At 66.1% G+C, this 18,126-nt stretch carries 13 protein-coding genes; 5 read left to right on the forward strand and 8 right to left on the reverse strand.

Annotation, left to right across the window (positions count from 1 at the left end):
• Window positions 1–15: 15 nt before the first annotated feature.
• On the reverse strand, window positions 16–2,028 hold the full coding sequence (locus DYE23_RS17905; protein ID WP_115327814.1) for a heavy metal translocating P-type ATPase: 2,013 nt from the start codon (window positions 2,026–2,028) through the stop codon (window positions 16–18).
• Between the two features lie 78 nt (window positions 2,029–2,106).
• Between DYE23_RS17905 and DYE23_RS17910 the strand changes: the two genes are divergently transcribed.
• Window positions 2,107–2,478 (forward strand): ArsR/SmtB family transcription factor, encoded by a 372-nt coding sequence (locus DYE23_RS17910; RefSeq protein ID WP_067387074.1) that lies wholly within the window; start codon window positions 2,107–2,109, stop codon window positions 2,476–2,478.
• 380 nt (window positions 2,479–2,858) lie between these two features.
• Here the strand turns inward: DYE23_RS17910 and DYE23_RS17915 are convergent, their stop codons facing one another.
• The 3 genes from DYE23_RS17915 to DYE23_RS17930 form a co-directional block, all read right to left on the reverse strand.
• Complete coding sequence (locus tag DYE23_RS17915) at window positions 2,859–4,265, reverse strand: IS1380 family transposase (RefSeq protein ID WP_016341434.1); 1,407 nt, start codon at window positions 4,263–4,265, stop codon at window positions 2,859–2,861.
• 486 nt (window positions 4,266–4,751) lie between these two features.
• Complete coding sequence (locus DYE23_RS17925; RefSeq protein WP_067387076.1) at window positions 4,752–5,408, reverse strand: DUF305 domain-containing protein; 657 nt, start codon at window positions 5,406–5,408, stop codon at window positions 4,752–4,754.
• 129 nt (window positions 5,409–5,537) lie between these two features.
• Window positions 5,538–5,750 (reverse strand): hypothetical protein, encoded by a 213-nt coding sequence (locus tag DYE23_RS17930; RefSeq protein WP_067387077.1) that lies wholly within the window; start codon window positions 5,748–5,750, stop codon window positions 5,538–5,540.
• A gap of 688 nt (window positions 5,751–6,438) precedes the next feature.
• Here DYE23_RS17930 and DYE23_RS17935 point away from each other — a divergent pair.
• Entirely contained in the window at window positions 6,439–7,656 is a 1,218-nt protein-coding gene (locus tag DYE23_RS17935) for a L,D-transpeptidase (protein ID WP_115329017.1), read from the forward strand.
• 140 nt (window positions 7,657–7,796) lie between these two features.
• Here DYE23_RS17935 and DYE23_RS31495 read toward each other — a convergent pair whose 3' ends face one another.
• A complete protein-coding gene (locus DYE23_RS31495; protein WP_235660448.1) occupies window positions 7,797–8,291 on the reverse strand; it encodes a hypothetical protein in 495 nt (164 codons plus the stop codon).
• Here DYE23_RS31495 and DYE23_RS31500 point away from each other — a divergent pair.
• A complete protein-coding gene (locus DYE23_RS31500) occupies window positions 8,290–8,586 on the forward strand; it encodes a beta propeller repeat protein (protein WP_235660449.1) in 297 nt (98 codons plus the stop codon). The two genes, DYE23_RS31495 and DYE23_RS31500, sit on opposite strands and share 2 nt — an antisense overlap.
• A 759-nt stretch (window positions 8,587–9,345) precedes the next feature.
• On the opposite strand, the gene DYE23_RS17945 is transcribed toward DYE23_RS31500, so the two are convergent.
• Window positions 9,346–9,489, reverse strand: a complete 144-nt coding sequence (locus tag DYE23_RS17945) for a hypothetical protein (RefSeq protein ID WP_174905245.1) — start codon at window positions 9,487–9,489, stop codon at window positions 9,346–9,348.
• 108 nt (window positions 9,490–9,597) lie between these two features.
• On the opposite strand from DYE23_RS17945, the gene DYE23_RS17950 reads away from it, so the two are divergent.
• A protein-coding gene (locus tag DYE23_RS17950; RefSeq protein ID WP_110783669.1) for an IS3 family transposase occupies window positions 9,598–10,868 on the forward strand; the annotation gives its coding sequence in 2 pieces (ribosomal slippage) (window positions 9,598–9,871 and window positions 9,871–10,868; 1,272 coding nt in all).
• Window positions 10,869–11,518: 650 nt separating this feature from the next.
• Here the strand turns inward: DYE23_RS17950 and DYE23_RS31505 are convergent.
• Window positions 11,519–11,761, reverse strand: a complete 243-nt coding sequence (locus tag DYE23_RS31505) for a hypothetical protein (RefSeq protein WP_235660450.1) — start codon at window positions 11,759–11,761, stop codon at window positions 11,519–11,521.
• Between the two features lie 21 nt (window positions 11,762–11,782).
• The gene (locus tag DYE23_RS31510; RefSeq protein WP_235660451.1) at window positions 11,783–11,941 is read right to left on the reverse strand and encodes a hypothetical protein; all 159 of its coding nucleotides are present in this window, start codon (window positions 11,939–11,941) and stop codon (window positions 11,783–11,785) included.
• A 305-nt stretch (window positions 11,942–12,246) separates the two neighbouring features.
• On the opposite strand from DYE23_RS31510, the gene mobF reads away from it, so the two are divergent.
• Window positions 12,247–18,093, forward strand: a complete 5,847-nt coding sequence (gene mobF, locus DYE23_RS17960) for a MobF family relaxase (RefSeq protein ID WP_115327815.1) — start codon at window positions 12,247–12,249, stop codon at window positions 18,091–18,093.
• Window positions 18,094–18,126: the final 33 nt, after the last annotated feature.

The raw sequence follows: 18,126 nt of genomic DNA on the forward strand, positions 1-18,126 counted from the left end.
GGCCGGGCTATGTAATTAGCGGCGTGTCGTGTCAGATCGGTCTGTCTCCCTGGGTTTACCGCGGCGTTTGGCGGCGGTGGGCCAGGCGTTGGCGCGCAGAAGTCGTAACCCGTTGAGGCCGACGAGGATAGTGGAGCCTTCATGGCCTGCCACAGCCAGCGGCAGCGGGAGATGTCCGACGAGGTCCCAGGTGACCAGGACCGCGATGAACGTGGCGGCAATGATCAGGTTGGCGGCCACGACACGGCGGGCGCGGCGCGCCAATTCAAGGACGGCGGGAAGAGTGGCCAGGTCGCGGGTGATTACGGCGTCGGAGGTTTCCAGCGCGAGGTCGGAGCCGCTTCGTCCCATGGCGACGCCGATGTGGGCGGCGGCCATGGCCGGGGCGTCGTTGACTCCATCACCGACCAGCATGACTTTGGCGCCGCTGGCTTCAAGCTCGCGGACGGCGCTGACTTTGTCCTCGGGCAGCAGCCCGGCCCGGACATCGGTGATGCCCAGATCGGCGGCCATGCGGGCCGCTGCTCGGCGGTTATCGCCGGTAAGCAGGATCGGCTGGGCGCCGGTGAGCGTGGCGAGGTGAGCAACGGCGTCGGCCGCCTGCTCGCGAGGACGATCGGATAATCCGAGGACCCCGGCGGGGGCCTCGTTGACGCGCACGATCACGGCGGTATGGCCGGTGTCTTCCAGTTCGCGAGCGGTGGCGTGGGCGGCGGTGTCGTGATCTTGGAGTAGGGCGGGGCTGCCGACTTCAACGATGTTCTCACCGATGCGGGCTCGCACTCCGCGCCCGGGGGTCGAGGTGAAGTCGGTGGCCGCGACCATGGTGAGCTGTGCGTGGTGGGCGGCGGCCGCGATAGCGCGGGCCAGCGGATGCTCGGAGGGGTGTTCGGCGGAGGCCGCCAACCTTAGCAGTGTGGTGTCGTCGAGGTGGCCCGCGGGCAGGGGGCGAATGTGGATGAGTTGCGGCGTTCCCTCAGTGAGTGTGCCGGTCTTGTCGAAAGCCACGTGGGTGATGCCGGCGAGTTTTTCCAGTACGACCGCGGATTTGACCAGCGCGCCGTGGCGGGCGGCGTTGGCGATCGCGGCCAGCAGTGGCGGCATGGTGGAGAGCACCAGGGCGCACGGTGACGCCACGATCATGAATGTCATGGCCCGCAACAGCGCTGATTGCAGGTCGGAGCCCACCAGCATCGGGATGACGAACAACGCGATCGTGGCGGCCACCATGACGACTGAGTAGCGCTGTTCGACCTTTTCGATGAACAGCTGGGTGCGGGCCTTGCTGGCGCTGGCCTGGTCGACCATGGCCACGATGCGGGCGATGACGGTGTCGGCGGCTGGGCGCCAAACCCGCACCCCCAGGCTGCCGGTGCCGTTGACGGTGCCGGCGAACACCTCGTCACCAACGGTCTTGTCGACGGGCAGGGCTTCACCGGTGATGGTGGCCTGGTCGACCTCGCTGGCACCCTCGAGGACCACGCCGTCGCCGCCGATGCGTTCACCGGGACGGATCAACAGCACGTCGCCGACGTCGAGAGTCGCGGTATCAACAATCTCCTCACCCGAATCGGTGATGCGGGTGGCGGTTTCGGGCGCCAGATGGAGAAGTCCGCGCACGGAGTCTTCGGTGCGTTTGGTCGCCGCCGCCTCCAGCGCCCCGGAGGTCGCGAAGATGACGATCAGCAGGGCGCCGTCGAAGACCTGGCCTATGGCGGCCGCGCCGATGGCCGCGACCACCATCAGCAAATCGACATCAAGGGTCTTGTCCAACAGGGCTTTCAGCCCTGCCAGGGCGGGTTCCCAGCCGCCGGCGGCATAGCAGGCCAGATACAGCGCCCAGTACAGCCAGACCGGCCCCCCGGCGAGCTGCGCCAGCGACCCCGCCCCGAACAGTGCGGTCGCAGCCACTGCCCACCGCACCTCCGGTAACGACCAGGCGGTGGATCGGCGCGCCGGCCAGGAGTCGATCGGGGAGCGCTGCAGCGCGGTGGTGGCGTGTTGCACGTCAGTGGTCACCGGATTCATAGCTGCCGCATTCGCGTATATACGCAAATGCGCGCTCAGATGGGCAGATCATCACGCAGACGGCGCTATACTTTGGCCGTGCACTCGTCCTTTGCGGGTTTCTCGATGCCCACCCAGGAGCAGGTCACCAGGGCCGCGGAGACATTTCGCATGCTCAGCGACCCGACCCGGGTCAAGGTGTTGTGGGCGCTGCTGCAAGGTGAAACGTCGGTGGCGTGCCTGGCCGATCTCGCTGATGCCGCGCCCACAGTGGTCAGCCAGCACCTGGCCAAGCTGCGGCTGGCCGGCCTGGTCAAAAGCCGCCGCGACGGAACGTTCGTCTACTACTCGCCCGCCGACACCGACGTGCTGCGAGTGCTCAGCCAAGCGCTCTTCGGCGCCGACACCATCACCGCCGACCCCACCACCGCAGAACCGGTTAGCCGACGCCGCCCGTCATCGCGACGCTAGGTCATTCACGTCAATGCCTAAGCATGACATGGGTTTCGCGATCAAAGGGTACTGAACGGGGCAGCAGTCGATTTGTGCGGCATCAGCGTTGATCGGCGTCATGATGCACGAGGCGATCGATCATAATCGCGGCTACCACTGTGTCGGACAACCTTTTTCCCAGCGGCCGAACGCAGACTGAGGGTCACCATGACCGAGCCCGGCTGCTAGCCCGGATTTTGCGTGGTAATTGGTGTGGGTTCGGTGTGATGCCGAGTTGTGTTGTTGGGTAGTGGTTTTCGTGTGGTGGCGTAGAGGTGCTGTCCCGTGTCGCCGGGTGGGGCGGGCTTTCCTGGGGCCTGTGGGTCCTTCATCGTTGATGGGTCCGATGGGGTGGGGTGTTATCCGAAGGCGGTGCGGACGCGGTGCCAGGCGGCGGCGATCGCCGCCGCCCAGCGCCAGGTGGCATCGATGCGTAGCCGCAGTTGGCGGGCGCCGCGGGTGATACGGGCGGCCACGTGCAGGACCCGGTAGCGGAACGTGGTGATCTCGACGCGGGCCAGAGCGCGATCGCTGGCGAACCCGATGAGGCGGGTCCAGGTGACCAGGTCAGCGGCGGCCAGGACGATTTCGAGCCAGGCAGCATTGGCCCAGAAGGAGTGGCAGGGCAGGTTACGCAGCCCGGTGGCTTTGAGTTCGCGGATACGGTCCTCGACGCGGGCGTGCTGGCGGTGCCGTAGTTCCAGACCGGCGACCTGACCGGGTACGACACCCGGTGGTGTGTCGGTGATGAACGCGGTGACCCGCATGCCGTCGGCGTCGGTGAACCGCAACTGCGCGCCGGGGTGGGGGCGTTCTTTACGCAGGATCAGCCGGGTCCCTTCGGGCCAGGAGGCCAGGTTGACCAGGTCGGTGGCTTCAGCGACCCACGCGCCGTCGCGGATCCCGCCGTCGGTGTCGATCGCTGGATACCAGCAATCGCCGAGGTTGAGGGTGTCCACGGCGTCCTGGACGCGGGTATCGACGGGGTACCCGAAGGAGAACCCGGCCCCGGCGGCCCGGCACGCTGCGGCGAATTTGTGGGTGGATCCGGCGGTATCGCAGCGCACCAACACCTTCGGGGCCTCGGGGTTGTCGGGATCGTCGGGGTTGGGCCGCCACGCCGCTGGCAGCGATGCCAAAGCCTGGTGCAGGACGATGATGTGGTCGGAGGCGGTGTTGGAGCCGGCGTTACCGTTGCGCAGCAACCCGGCCAGGGCTTCGCCGCCGGCGATGTCGGGGCGGTCCAGAAACGCCAGCAGCGGGTGCAGCCCGAACGTTTTCTTCCAGGTCGGCGCAGCCCCGGCCTTGTTGTCGGAGTGATCGATCACCAGCGTGGCATCGATGTCGATATGCAGCCAGCCGCCGGTGGTGGGGGCGGCTCCGACAGCCCAGGCCGCTGCCCGCGCCGCGGCTCGGGCTGCGCGCACCCCGGGTAGATGCGCGGCATCGATCCGCTCATCGATCAGCCGCCACATGGTGGTCGTTGAGGCCTTGGCCCCCAGGACGTGCTCCCGGTCACCGCACAGCTGACCGACCGCGTCGATGCAGTCCGCGCCGTCGGCGACCGCGGCCGCCAGATCAGCGAACACCTCCCCAGGCGCATACACCCACGGGCCGCGGTAGGTGTCGGCCAACGCGGCCGTGACCTGCGCCGATAAGCCGGTCCGGTCGGCAAGCTCACGCAGCATGCCCATCCCGGCATGCGACACAACGCCATGGCCGTCGGCGGAAACTTTCACCGGCGATGCCGCCGCGATATTCTTCACCTGCGAAGTGCCTTCCCGTCAGGGTTTTTGAACCGTAGAGAAGTCCAATTATTCCTTGCAGGACAGGCACTTTCGCTTATCTACACACCCCCACAGTCAACATTCCACGAAAAATCCGGGCTAGCGGCGGATCTTTTTCAGCTGGCGCTAGGAGATTAGCGTGGTGCGCGGTCGACAGGCGCGTGATCCAGTTGCTGGCGGTGTTGAAGAGTACCGGGCGTGGGCAGCTTTCATGCCCGAGCCCGATCGCCCAGTGTTTTGCCGAGGCCTGGGTCGTCCGAGCAGGATCACGTTTTCGGCTTTCGGCACAAAAAATTCCGGTGACCCAAGTGGGCCAACACATCTCGCCGCAGCGAAGACGGCGATCGAGGTTCAAGCCCTCCAAACTTCTTGACCTGCGGATCGCTGCAAGGGTCCCCGCGCCGGCGGGAATCACCGGCACGGGGACATCGAGGAGAGCTCGACGCTCCTAGCTTTCTGGCACCCCTACAGCGAGCCGAGGATCTGCTCCATGGTCTCGATCTCTTTTTGTTGCGAGGCGATGATCGAACGTGCCATCTCGATCGCCGCCGCGAACTGGCCGTTGTCGACCTCAGTCTGCGCCATCGCGACCGCACCTCGGTGATGCTCGATCATCTGCGTCAAGAACAGCCTGCTCGCCTCGACACCCTGCGCGTTACGAAGCGCGGTCATGTCTTGCTCGGTCATCATGCCGCCGCCGCCCATATTGCCCATGTCATGGCCGGGCATGCCCGGCATACCGGCGCCCGGAGACGTCGTGGAAGACACGCCCCATTCTGATAGCCAGCCTTGCAATTGCTGGATTTCCGGGCCCTGAGCCGCCTTGATTTCGTTGGCCAACGACACCACGCGCCCATCGATGCCCTGCTTAGCCAGCAGCATGTCGCTCATCTCAATTGCCTGCTGATGGTGTGGGATCATCCCTTGGGCGAAGGTGACATCGGCGTCGTTGTGCGCTTGAGCTTGGGCGCCGTTGCTTGCAGAAGCGGATGACGACGGGGTGGCCACCGCCGAGGTAGTCATCGACGACGTGTCTTGTTCGCTTTGTGAGCTGTTACTGCAGGCGCTCAATGCGAGCGCTGCCGCCACTGCAGCGACGGCGATGCCGATTATCCGGTTCATTTGCACGCGAATTCCTTTCGTTGCGCAGCTAGCCAGCCTGCAGGCAAAACCTAAAGGGTCGGGTCCATGTTCGATGAAGAATCGGTAAAGACCCTGACCGCCGGAGCTAGCGTTTCTGTCGCCGATCCCTTAGTCGTGATGGCCCGCCATGTGTCCGGAGGAAAACATGTGCACACTGGCCAGCACTCGGCCGACCCTCGGATCGGGAACGAAACGAGCCACGTTCCACGGTGCCTCAAACCGCTCCAACGTAGTCACATGACGACGGTCGATGGCTTCAACGATCATGTCGACCGGCATAGCCATCCGGTGGGTGGCGTGCAATGCGTCGAAGGCCACCACTCGAAGCGCCTGGACCTTCTGCGGCTAGGGCGTGTTCAACAGCCGTCGGGCTGCGCGTCAAGTCGTGTACGAGGAATAACAAGACAGCATCGACCTCGTTGGGAAGCGGGGCGACCGCAGCATCCCCGGTCACGACCTCAAGCCTCCCACCACTTCATAACAGCCCAAGCGTCGCGATAATCGGCCGCGATCACCGGGGCTCATGCGCCCGCCGCAACCGAGTACCGAAGCAACTCTGCGAGCGTCAGTCGTGCGCCGCGCAACACCGCGGCGCCGGCGATTCGCTGGGGTACGACCCCAGCTGACCTCATTACATACGTAACAACTACGCATACCCAGTAGCAGCTGAGGATTTCACCCTGACGCGCCAGACCCTCCCATCACCGAGTGTATCAGGTGCACTCGGCCCGCTCGCGCCGCGCAGTCAACCCACCTTTGCGCCGCGGGGTAGTTACGATGTACGTATCGATGCAGTAGCCGCTTCGGTGGCGACACGCTCGTGTTGTAGGTCAAAGGCGACGTTCAAACCTTTACCGAGCCTTCCACGAAGGAGCAGGAAAGCAAAACACCGAGCGGCGACCATGAATGGCGGTTACGTGTGCAACGCGGCGGGACGGCGCAGGACATCGAGGCTTGCAGCCCGTCGCATCTGCGTTGAGACGACGGCAGAAAAGGGGTAGCCATGCTGCTGCGGCGGCGGACTTCACGGATCGGTCGGCGGAACACTCGGCTCGGGCTCATCGCCGGGACGGTGGTGGCCTTGACGGTGCTGCTCATAGGATGCAGCAGCAACGCGGCCCCGCGGCCACCGCAAGTGATCGCAGACAAGGGCGACCCGTATAGCGAATTACTGGTACCTACGCTGCAATCCTCAGTGGCAGACGGTGCCGTCGGTGTGGCGGTGGACTCTCCTGTCGCGGTGACCGCCGGCGACGGCGTCCTCGGCCCGGTCACCATGGTCAATGCAGACGGCATTCCGGTCGACGGGCAGCTCAGCCCAGATGGAGTGACGTGGGCCACGACCGAGCCACTGGGCTACAACAAGCAGTACACGTTGCACGCCGAAGCGCTCGGACTCGGCGGCATCACACGCAACAGCATGACATTCCAAACGCAGTCGCCGAAGAACCTGACGATGCCTTACGTCATGCCCAACAATGGCGAAGTCGTCGGCGTCGGCCAACCCATCGCCGTCCGCTTCGACGAGGACATCCCGAACCGTCTGGCTGCCCAGAACGCGATTTCGGTCGTCACTACTCCGCCGGTGGACGGAGCGTTCTACTGGCTCAGCAGTAGCGAGGTCCGCTGGCGTCCGGCCGAGTACTGGAAACCCGGCACTACCGTTGAGGTTTCGGTCAAAACGTATGGTGTCGACCTCGGGAACGGCTTGTTCGGCCAGGACGACCTCAGCAGCCGGTTCACCATCGGCGACCAGATCATCGCCACCGCCGACGACACCACCAAGACGCTGAGCGTCAGGCGCAACGGCGAATTGGTCAAGACCATGCCGATGTCCATGGGTAAAGACAGCACACCCACTGACAATGGCGCCTACATCATCGGCGACAGGTACCCGAATCTGATCATGGACTCGTCGACCTACGGCGTGCCGGTCAATTCGCCAGACGGTTACCGGCTCGACGTCGATTGGGCGACGCAGATGTCTTACAGCGGCATCTATGTGCATTCAGCACCATGGTCGGTCAACAGTCAGGGTCGTGCCAACGTAAGCCACGGCTGCCTCAACGTCAGCCCCGCGAATGCCGTCTGGTTCTACGAGAACACCAAGCGCGGCGACATCGTCGAAGTCGTCAACACCGTGGGTCCAACACTGTCCGGTACCGACGGTCTTGGCGATTGGAACATCCCGTGGGAACAGTGGCGAGCAGGAAATGCGAACCTCTGAGCTACACCGAACAGTACCGATCAACGCTGCATAATCATCACAGGCGGCTGTCGGGGACAGACCCCGGGAGATGGCACGCGCCCATGCGATCAGCCTTGATCATTATCTCTACGGTTACCGCATTGCTGAGCAGCGCACGCTCAAGTGCCGACAGCCCCTATGGCCGATCCAACCCCAGGGGTCTTGCGCACATCCACGGCATGGGCGTGGATTCCGACGGCGTGTTGTATGCCGGCACGCACTACGGCGTGTACCGACTCGCCGGGGAGCGCGACCCCGAACTCGTCGGCGACCTCGTGCAGGACTTCATGGGATTCACCGTCGTAGGACCGAATCATTTCCTGGGCAGTGGGCATCCCGGCGCAGACAGCCGCGACGCTCCACCGAACCTTGGTTTGATCGAAAGCACCGACGGCGGCCAAACCTGGCACACACTGTCGATGACCGGCGAGGCCGATTTCCATTCCCTCGACTACCGGCATGGACTGCTCTTTGGACTCGACAGCGGAACCCGATCGGTGATGGTAACCGCAGACAAAAAGACGTGGGAGCGACGCGCGGAGGATCAGCGCCGTCGACATCGCGGTGTCACCCACCGAGCGGAACGGCGTCCTCGCCACGACCGGCACGGGCATGTTGCGCAGCGTCGACCAGGCTAAGACCTTCACACCTGTCGTCGGCACACCCCCTCTGATCTTGCGGAGTTGGCCCGACGACGGACCCTTGATCGGGGTTACCCCGACCGGGATGGTGTATGCCAGCCAAGATTCGGGGGCGACGTGGCAGGTGCGGCGCGATCTGGGTGAGCGCCCGCAGGCTGTGGAGTCAGCGGGGCGCGGCCTGGTGTTCGTTGCAACCGAGAAGGGCATCCAGCGCTCGACCGACAGTGGAACCACGTTCGAAACGTTCTACACCTTCGATGCACCGTGAACGGGCTTAGTCGCAACCCCGCTGCGACGTTGACGTCGCTGCATACCGCAACCAACAGCGCGCCACACAAAGCGCATCGGCCGAAGCAGCACGGAATCCGATTTGCCCCGCCGCTTATGCACGTACATGAGGTTCAGTGCGAAAGGCACGCGGCAATTCCCTCTTGATGGATAACATTCGTTATCCATGAATAATCCCGCCCTTGCGCTTGAGGCTGCGATCCGCACCTTCGGTCTGTACCTCGAGCAGGACGATTATCGCGAGCTTGGTCACCACCGACGCCGCCTCAGTGCGCCGCCAAGCCTGCGACGTCCGCGCCGGAGACTTTAACTCTGCCCGCCATCACGACCTTCCCCGAGCCCTTTCCGGCCCGCGCCGACACCGCGGCCATTTCTCATCCCGCGCGAAACCATTAGCCCTTCGCCGACCTCTATCCCCGGCGGACCGTCGTCTGAACTGGCGCTGCTGAGCTACAGCGACCTACTGCGGTGGTCCTTTAACGGTCACGGTCAGCGCGAAACGATTGGCCAGCACCGCATCTGCTGGGCCTACACGGCGAGTCTGCGTCCTGCCTGTGTGGTTTGGCGCCACCACGGTGCAGCCGCCCCGCACCGCGGTGCCCCTCCAGCGCGGCTGAGCGTTCCAGCGGCAGCCTCGTGTAAACGCTTTCAGCTCATGCAGCTCAGCATTGCGACAACACCCGCCGCGCCGCACGAGGCCCCGCCCGGGGTCCCCCTTACGGCGCCAAGTTTCCGTGTCTCAGCGAAACTCTGCGCCGACCAGCGTGGGCTGGTCGCCAAGCAGCGCCGCCTGCACCGCGGCGGCCTCCCTGCCATCGCGCACCTCATCGCGCAGCGCCACCGATCGTTCGCGCTGCACCCCGCGGCTGTCGAAGCGCCGCATCGTTAGTTGGCCACCGCCGCCACCCGTCCGCGCCACACGTTCCAGTTGTCTCCCTGAACCACCCCGGGTTTGATGCACACCTTCTTTCGAGGGAAGGTCGTTTGCATCATGCCAAGGAAGTACGACGACGAGTTCAAGGCCCGAGCGGTCCGGTTGGTCACCGACCATGCCGAGGAGTACGACACCCGCACGGCCTGCATCACCGCGGTCGCCAAGCGGTTGGGGGTGTCGTATGAATCACTGCGCCGCTGGGTCAACCAGACCGAGGTCGACACCGGCCAACGTGACGGGGTGCCCACCGACGTCGCCCGTGAGAATAGAGAGCTGAAGCGCAAGAACCGCGAGCTTGAGGAAACCATCGAAATCCTCAAGGCGGCAACAAGTTTCTTCGTGCGGGAGAGCGACCCGCGACACCGTTGATTTGTGCGTTCATCGCCGAGCATCGTGCTCGGTTCGGGGTCGCTCCGATCTGCCGCGTGCTCACTGAGCACGGCTGCCAGATCGCCCCGAGAACCTTCTACGCCTGGCTGACCCGCCCCCCATCCGCTCGGGCGCTGTGGGACACCGTCATCACCGAGGTGCTCGCCGGCTTCTACGAGCCAGACGAGCACGGCCGACGCAAACCGGAGTCACTGTACGGGGCTACCAAGATGTGGGCTCACCTGCACCGACAAGGCATTGTGGTGGCCCGCTGCACCGTGGAGCGCCTCATGCGGGCCAACGGCTGGCGCGGGGTTACCCGCCGCAAGAAGGTCCGCACCACGATCGCCGATCCCGCCGCGGCGCGGGCGGCCGATCTGGTCAAACGCCGGTTCCGGGTGCCCGCGCCCAACGTGCTGCTGGTCGCGGACTTCACCTACGTACGGCTGACCAACGGAACGTTCGTCTACACCGCATTCGCCATCGACGCCTACGCGGGCCGGATAGTGGGATGGACCTGCTCGGCCAGCAAGGAGGACCGGTTCGTGCGTCAGGCGATCCGCCACGCCGCCCAACTTCGTATCGACGAGGGTAATCCATTGTTGGGCAACACTATTCACCATAGCGATGCGGGCTCTCAATATACGTCTGTGCGGTTCGGCGAGACCCTGGCGCTGTCTGGACTGGTGGCCTCAATCGGGACAGTCGGCGATGCCTTCGATAACGCTCTGGCGGAGACGACCATAGGGCTCTACAAGACTGAAGCCGTCCGCGATGACTCGCCGTTTCGGCGCGGCCCTCTGAGCCGTCTGACCGACGTGGAGCTGCTCACCGCCGAGTGGGTGCACTGGTACAACGCCGACCGGCTCATGCACCGCCTCGGTCGCATCCCACCCCTGGAGTACGAAGCCGTCCACTACGCTACAAACGCGGCCAACTCAGAGGCTGCACACCAGTAACCGGTGTGCATCAAACCCGGGGCGATTCACCCTGAGCGCGGGCAACGACGTGTTGCTGCGGGTCTATGTCCGACGCGATCTTTTGACACAACGGGTTGTCGCACTCATACAGACCCCGCACCCCCGCTACCGCACTGCCGCCTGCAACCGCCAGCGAGTAGTGATGCGAAAGCACGCCGATTCCCACGCCTTCTCGCGGGAGGTGTTTTCGGCCTTAGCCATCGGCGTCGATGGCACCGGTCCCATTTGTTGCAGTCCGACGGCGTTCACCCGCAGACGACGTGACTGACACGCGCAATCTCGGCGGCGTGCAGCTGCCGATCAAACGATCAGTTGGCCCGCACTTCTTATGCCCTCGACCTTCAAACCGAACACCGACACAAGGTGCAGCCGCAGCGCCCCTCGATCCAACTGCAGGCCAGCCACTATGGACCATGAGTTGAACGCCGCTGCACTTGGTCCGTCGTCGCAATCTGGGGCGCTCCACACTGCCCCGCCAAGCACCGTGCTGCTCCTCAAGGGAGCCGTCGCGATCCGGCGGCCGGGTGGTCGCCCTCGGTGCTCCCTCCGTTTTGGGAGCCCACGCCGACCGTCGACGCCGTCGTCACACCGAGGCCGACTTAGCATTTTCTGTTGCGCCGTTGCCGGTCTCACTGTTGGATCCGCGGCGCAGCACCGCCACGTAGTGCATGCGAACCGCTTCTCGCCGTGCGCTTCTCAATCTTCGGCGCGTGTCGCAGCATGGCCCTGACCTCGCCGATGCCGTCGCCGGTCAGTTCGGCGATCGTCGTCAGCGTCTCACCACTTTCCTGCAGCAACCGGATCGCCTCGCCGGCCTCGGCCCGAGTGCCGGCACGCCGCTTGTTTGCCTCGGCGCGCACCTGCCCGGTCACCGCCGCCAACCTTTCGGTCTCCTAGAGGTCGATTTCGGCCAGCCTGGCCTTGGCCACGATGTAGGTCGCCGCGTTTTCGATGTTGGCACGCTCCCGTGCGGCACGGGCCTGGTTGGCGCGCCGCGTCGCTTCACGTGCTCGCCGGCGGGCCTCGATCTTTGATGCTCCTGCTGTTGTCATGGTCGGCACTTTAGAAGCCCGCGGGCTGAGCGGGCCACCACCACAGCCACATTCGCTGTTCACTAACTCTTACGCCGCCACTCCTGCCGCGCAACCCGGTGCCTCACTCATCCAACGCTGTCCGTCGTTTCCCGCCCCTCCTCACCACAACTCAGCTCACCCCTCACAGGCCCACCGACAGACCACACACCTCTTGCAATCAGGTGTAGATCCTGAGATTTGTTTAAGAGTCACGGGTTTGGTGGTGGCCCTCGGGAACGTCGGGTTCGTAGCCTGCGGCGTATGTGGGAGCTCAGGAGCACGCCATGGTGATGACATTGCACAAGTTGACCGCCGGGGACGGCTACCTGTACCTGGTGCGCCAAGTCGCGGCTGCCGATAGCACCCAGCGGGGCCGCTCCACGCTGGCCGATTACTACTCGGCCAAAGGGGAAGCACCCGGGCGTTGGTTGGGACGCGGCCTGAGAGCACTCTCGCACGCCGCGCCAACAGATGTCAGTGACGAAGCGCGGGAGGAACATTGGACGGTCCAGGCTGGCTCCGAGGTCGGCGAGGAGCAGATGCGCGCCCTGTACGGAGAGGGCATTCACCCCAACGCTGACCGCATCATGGGCTACGTCGCCGGACGCGGGATGCGCGCGCAGCGTACGGCCGCCCAGCTGGGTCGCCGGTTTTTGGTGTACGACGGTCAGCCCGAGTTCGCCCGCCGGCTGGCAGCGGCCTACCGCGATTACAACGCCGCGGCGGGCAGGCATTGGCGGACCACGATCGCGGCCGCTGACCGCGCGGTGATCCGCACCCGGCTGGCGGTGGAACTTTTCGCTGAGCAGTACGGCCGCCCCCCGGCCGATGACCGCGAGTTGTCGGGTTTCATCGCCCGCAACACCCGCGCCCGCACGACCGCCGTCGCGGGATATGACCTGACGTTCTCGCCGGTGAAATCGGTGTCGGCGCTGTGGGCCATCGCCCCGCGATCGGTGTCCGATCAGGTTGAGGCCGCTCATGATGCGGCGGTCGCCGACGTGTTGGAGTGGCTGCAGGATCAGGCCTGTTTCACCCGTACTGGCACTGGCGGTGTGGCCCAGGTCGACACCGAAGGACTCATCGCGGCAGCGTTCACCCACCGTGACTCTCGCGCCGGTGACCCCGACCTACACACTCACGTCGCGATCTCCAATAAGGTCTCCCACGTCGACGTCAACGGCGTGCGCCGATGGCTCGCCCTAGACGGTCAACCGCTGCATCGGGTGACTGTCGCGGCCTCGGAGTTGTACAACACCCGCCTCGAAGCCCACATGATCGACCGACTCGCGGTGCCGTTTGTCGAACAGTCCCGCGGACGCGGGAAACGACCGATCCGCGAGATCGACGGAATTTCAACAGAATTGATGTCGCGGTGGTCGAGTCGGCGCGCCGCAATCACCGCGCGCACCGCCGAGCTGGCCAAGCAGTTTCAGGCCGATCACGGCCGCGAACCCACCAACGTCGAAATCATCGCCCTGGCTCAACAAGCGACGCTGGAATCGCGCGAGGCCAAGCACGAGCCGCGATCGCTGGCCGAGCAGCGCCACGTGTGGCGCACCCAAGCCGTAGAAGTCCTCGGCCGCGACGGTCTGCATCGCATGCTGGCCGGTGTCCTGACCGGTTCCCACCGCGACCGCACCACACCCGTTGTCGACGAGGAATGGGTGGCATCGCGTGCTGGCGAACTAATCGCGACGGTGTCGAAATCACGCTCCACCTGGCAGCGTCACCACGTGCGCGCCGAAGCGCTGCGCATCGCGCGATCCCACGGCGTGGCGCACGATGTCGCATTGGTCGAACGTCTCACCGATACCGCTCTCGGAGAGGCGTTTTCGGTGCCGCACGCGCGCATCGCGGACGCCGAGTTGGGCGAGCCTGTCGCGTTGCGTCGCCGCGACAGTGCCAGCGTCTACTCCCGCCACGGCGTGGCGCTCTACACCAGCCGCGACACACTGGCCGCAGAGCGGCGCATCTTGGACACGGCGCACCGCAGCGACGGGCGCGCCGCCACCGCCGCGGACGTCGAGTTAGCGCTCGCAGATGCGGCGGCGCGCGGAAGCCCGCTCAACCCTGGCCAAGCCGCGCTTGTCTCAGAAATGGCCACCCGCGGACGCCGTGTCGCACTGGCGCTGGCGCCGGCTGGAACGGGCAAAACCACGGCCATGGCGGTGCTGGCGCATGCGTGGCGCAGCTCGGGTGGACATGTGATCGGTTTGGCCCCGACAGCCGACGCGGCGATCGTGCTCGGGGCCGACCTGGGTGCGGTCACCGACACCCTCGACAAGTACGTCTGGTGCGCCGATCCTGATAAGGCTGCAATCTCCGGCGTGCCCGACTGGTTTCAGCGGGTCGGTCCCGACACGCTCATCGTCGTTGACGAGGCCGGTAAGGCCGCCACAGCGGGCCTGGACGCGATGATTACCGACGCACTGCGCAAGGGCGCGAGCGTGCGCCTGGTCGGTGACGACGGCCAGTTGTCCTCCATCTCAGCCGGCGGTGTTCTGCGCGACATCGCCGAAGCGACCGACGCGCTCACCTTGAGTGAAGTCGTGCGGTTCAAGTCACCGGCCGAAGCCGCCGCCGGGCTCGCGCTGCACGACGCCGACCCGGCCGGCATCGGCTTCTACATCGACCACCACCGCATCCATGTCGGTACCGACGAGACCGCCGCCGACATGGCCTATCAGGCCTGGCGTGCCGACCTCGCGGCGGGCGCAGATTCCATCCTGCTCGCACCGACCAACGACGTCATCAACGAGCTCAACGCCCGCGCCCGCGCTGACCGCTTGGCCGCTGATCCCGAAGCGGCCCGCGCCGCCACGGTGGTGCTGGCCGATCAGCTGCACGCCAGCGTCGGAGACACCATCCGCACCCGAAAAAACAAACGCCGCATCACCATCGGGCGCAACGACTTCGTGCGCAACGGCTACCGCTACACCATCACCGAAGTCCGCACCGATGGCAGCGTGAAAGCCCGGCACCTGCGCAGCGGACGCATCGTCACGCTGCCCGCCGACTACATTGCCGAACACGTCTCGCTGGGCTACGCCGCCACCATCGACTCCGCCCAGGGCCTGACCGCAGGACGGCGTGACACCAAGGGCACCTGCCACATCGTCGGCTCAGACATGCTGACCCGCCAGCACCTCTACGTCGCGATGACCCGTGCCACCGACGAAAACCACCTGTACCTCTCCACGGCCGAAGGCGATCCCCACCGGCTGCTCTGCCCCAAGGCCACCCACCCCGACACCGCCGTGGACGTCCTGACCCGAACCCTGGCCCGCGACGGCGCCCAGGTGTCGGCCACCACCGAAGCCCGCCGCGCCGAAGATCCGGCGACTCGGCTACAGGCCGCGGCCGACATGTTCTACGACGCCCTCGGCGCGGCGGCCGAAAATCAGCTAAGCTCAGGGGCGCGGGACCGGTTGGACGCCATCGCTGATGACGTGATCCCCCGGCTGAGCCAGCGCGAAGCCTGGCCGGTGCTGCGGCGCAACCTGTCCGTCCTGGCGATCGGTGGTGCTGATCCCCGCGAGCTGCTGACCGAAGCACTGGCCAAGGGCAGCGTCGACGACGCCGCCGACCCCGCCGCGGTCCTCGATCACCGCATCGACCCCGCCGGCACCCACTCCGCGGGCATCGGGGTACTGCGCTGGCTTCCCGCCATCCCACCGGCACTGGCCGACGATCCGCACTGGGGTGCCTACCTGGCCCGCCGCGAGCACCTGGTCGAAGACCTTGCCGACCAGATCCGCGAGCGCGCGCGGGCATGGACCAACGCGACCGCCCCCGCCTGGGCGCGGCCATTGATCACCGTGAATCCGGCACTGACCGCCGAGATCGCGGTGTTCCGCGCCGCCACCGGCGTCGAGGACGCCGACACCCGCCTCACCGGCGCGCGCCAATACCCCGTCCGGACCCGCGCCGTTCAAGCCACCCTGCAGCGCTACGCCGCCGCCGACATCGGGCGCCGCAGTGCCGACACCACCCGATGGAACGACCTCATCGACGCCATCGACCCGCACCTGCGCGCCGATGCCTACTGGCCACAGCTGGCCACCCAACTCGCCCAGGCCACCCGCAGCACCGCCGACCTGCGACAGATCATCACCACCGCCGCCCGCCAAGGACCGCTGCCCGACGAGCTGCCCGCCGCCGCGCTCTGGTGGCGCATCGCCGGCGCCCTGTCCCCGACCGCCACACTGGCCACCACCCATTCGCGGCTACGGCCGTCCTGGATCACCGACGTCGACGCCGTGTTCGGTGCCGCGCTGACCGAAACCATCACCTCCGATCCAGCCTGGCCCGGGCTGGTCGCCGCCATCAGCGCCGCCGACCCGGCCACCTGGACCCCCCGCGACCTGCTCCATGTCGCCGCCGAACACCTCGCCGACGCCGCCGACGCCGACCACCCGATCCCGCCGGGCGACTACGCCCGCCTGATCACCTACACCGTCGATGCCTTCACCCACCGCCTGCAGGCGCGTCTGGGCATTGACGTCGAGGACCTCCCCACCCCCCAGCACGCCCCGCCCCACCCCGACGAGGAAGCACTCTTCCCGCCCGACCCGGAAAGCCCCTTCGCCGAGATCGACGTAGCTCCACCGTTCGACGACCACTTCGACATCGCCCCGCCCAACTACTCATTTGAATACGCGTTCGAAGAACTCGGAGATTTGCAATTCGGAGACCTCACAGCAAACCGCCCCACGCCGGAACTGGGCATCACCATGGAATTGGTCGCCACCCTGCAACAGGAATACCGCGAGGTCAGCGCAAGAATCAAAAGCCTGGATTCAGAAATTCGAGCAGGAAATGGCCCGGCTATGCGCGCCGCAGCCGACGAGCTGTTGCGGATGCGCCACCAGGTCGACGCCGATCGACCGTACGCGCTGGCTGTCGCCGCAGTGATGGAGCGGTGGGCCGATGCCGACGCCGCCTACAACGACACGCTGCGCATGATCGAGCACGCCCGCACTCAGCTCGATCTCCTGCGGGCCAACCCCGACGCCGACGAACTCGACATCGCCTCAGCCCGCCGAAATGTCGTGTTCTACACCGCACTACTCCCGGAGGAGCCGCCTTCGCTCCAGTTCCAGCAGGCCCTAGCCCAGGCACAAGCAGCGCGCACCGCGGCCGCCGGTGGAGACAAGATCGTCACCGAACATGACATTGTCGCCGCACGCGGTGACGCCGAGCGCGCGGACCTGGCCGCCCGCGCGCAGATGCGCGACCGCCGCCAGACGCTGCGCCGCAAGCTCGACCGCGCTGAGCGCGACGTCGCCGGTGCCTTCGCCGCCGCCCAGACCGCCACCTCCGACACTCTCGAGCAGCTGCTGAAATCGGCGCGCTCCGAAGTAGCCCTCCTCCAAGTGGCCGGCGACGCCGACCTCACCCGTACGCCCTTGCCCATCCCCCCGGCGGCCCTCGCAGCGCACGAGCCGCACACCGCGGACCGGCTCAAATCCTTGGCCGCGCAGCCCTATCGGCTCGCCGTCGTGCGCGCAGACACCACCGACCGCGAAACCGCTGCGGCGCTCTACACCCTGCGCAGCACAGCCAACGCCAACGACCGCAAAGTGCTCTGGCTCTCGACCACCGACGCCAGCGCGGCGCCCGCCCGCGAGGCCGATCTGGCCGACACCATCACCACCGCTTGTCGCGCCGAGCGCCAAATCAGCGACCAGCAATGGGCGCTACCGCCCGGAGCAATCGTCATTATCGACGACCCCGCGGCCGCCGAACCCGACCAGCTGGCCGAAATCGCCCACCACGCCGCAGCCGCAGACGCCCGAGTCATCCTCCTCGACCCCAGCAACAGTCGCGGCCCCAGCTCGTCGGCGCTCCGGCTGCTCACCAACTCCCTGCCGTGGAACACCACCCTTACAGCCACCCCGTCAAGTCCCGTAGATCCGCTGCTCGACGCCATCCCAGCCGTCACCTTGGCCGATCGCCTCGGCCGCACCCACCTCAGCGAGTCCTGGCGTCACGTGCTCACCCAATACGACAACGCAGTGCGCGCCGTGCGCGCCGCCCAACGTCGCAACCTCTCCGTGGGATGGCGTACGCCCAAAGCCACGGTCGACGTTCCAGAGCACACCGTCGGTGCCGGCGTCGACGACTGACAACCAACAAATCCCGCTGTGGTGGTGGACTCC

It is taken from the genome of Mycolicibacterium gilvum (assembly GCF_900454025.1).
Classification (GTDB): Bacteria; Actinomycetota; Actinomycetes; order Mycobacteriales; family Mycobacteriaceae; genus Mycobacterium; species Mycobacterium gilvum.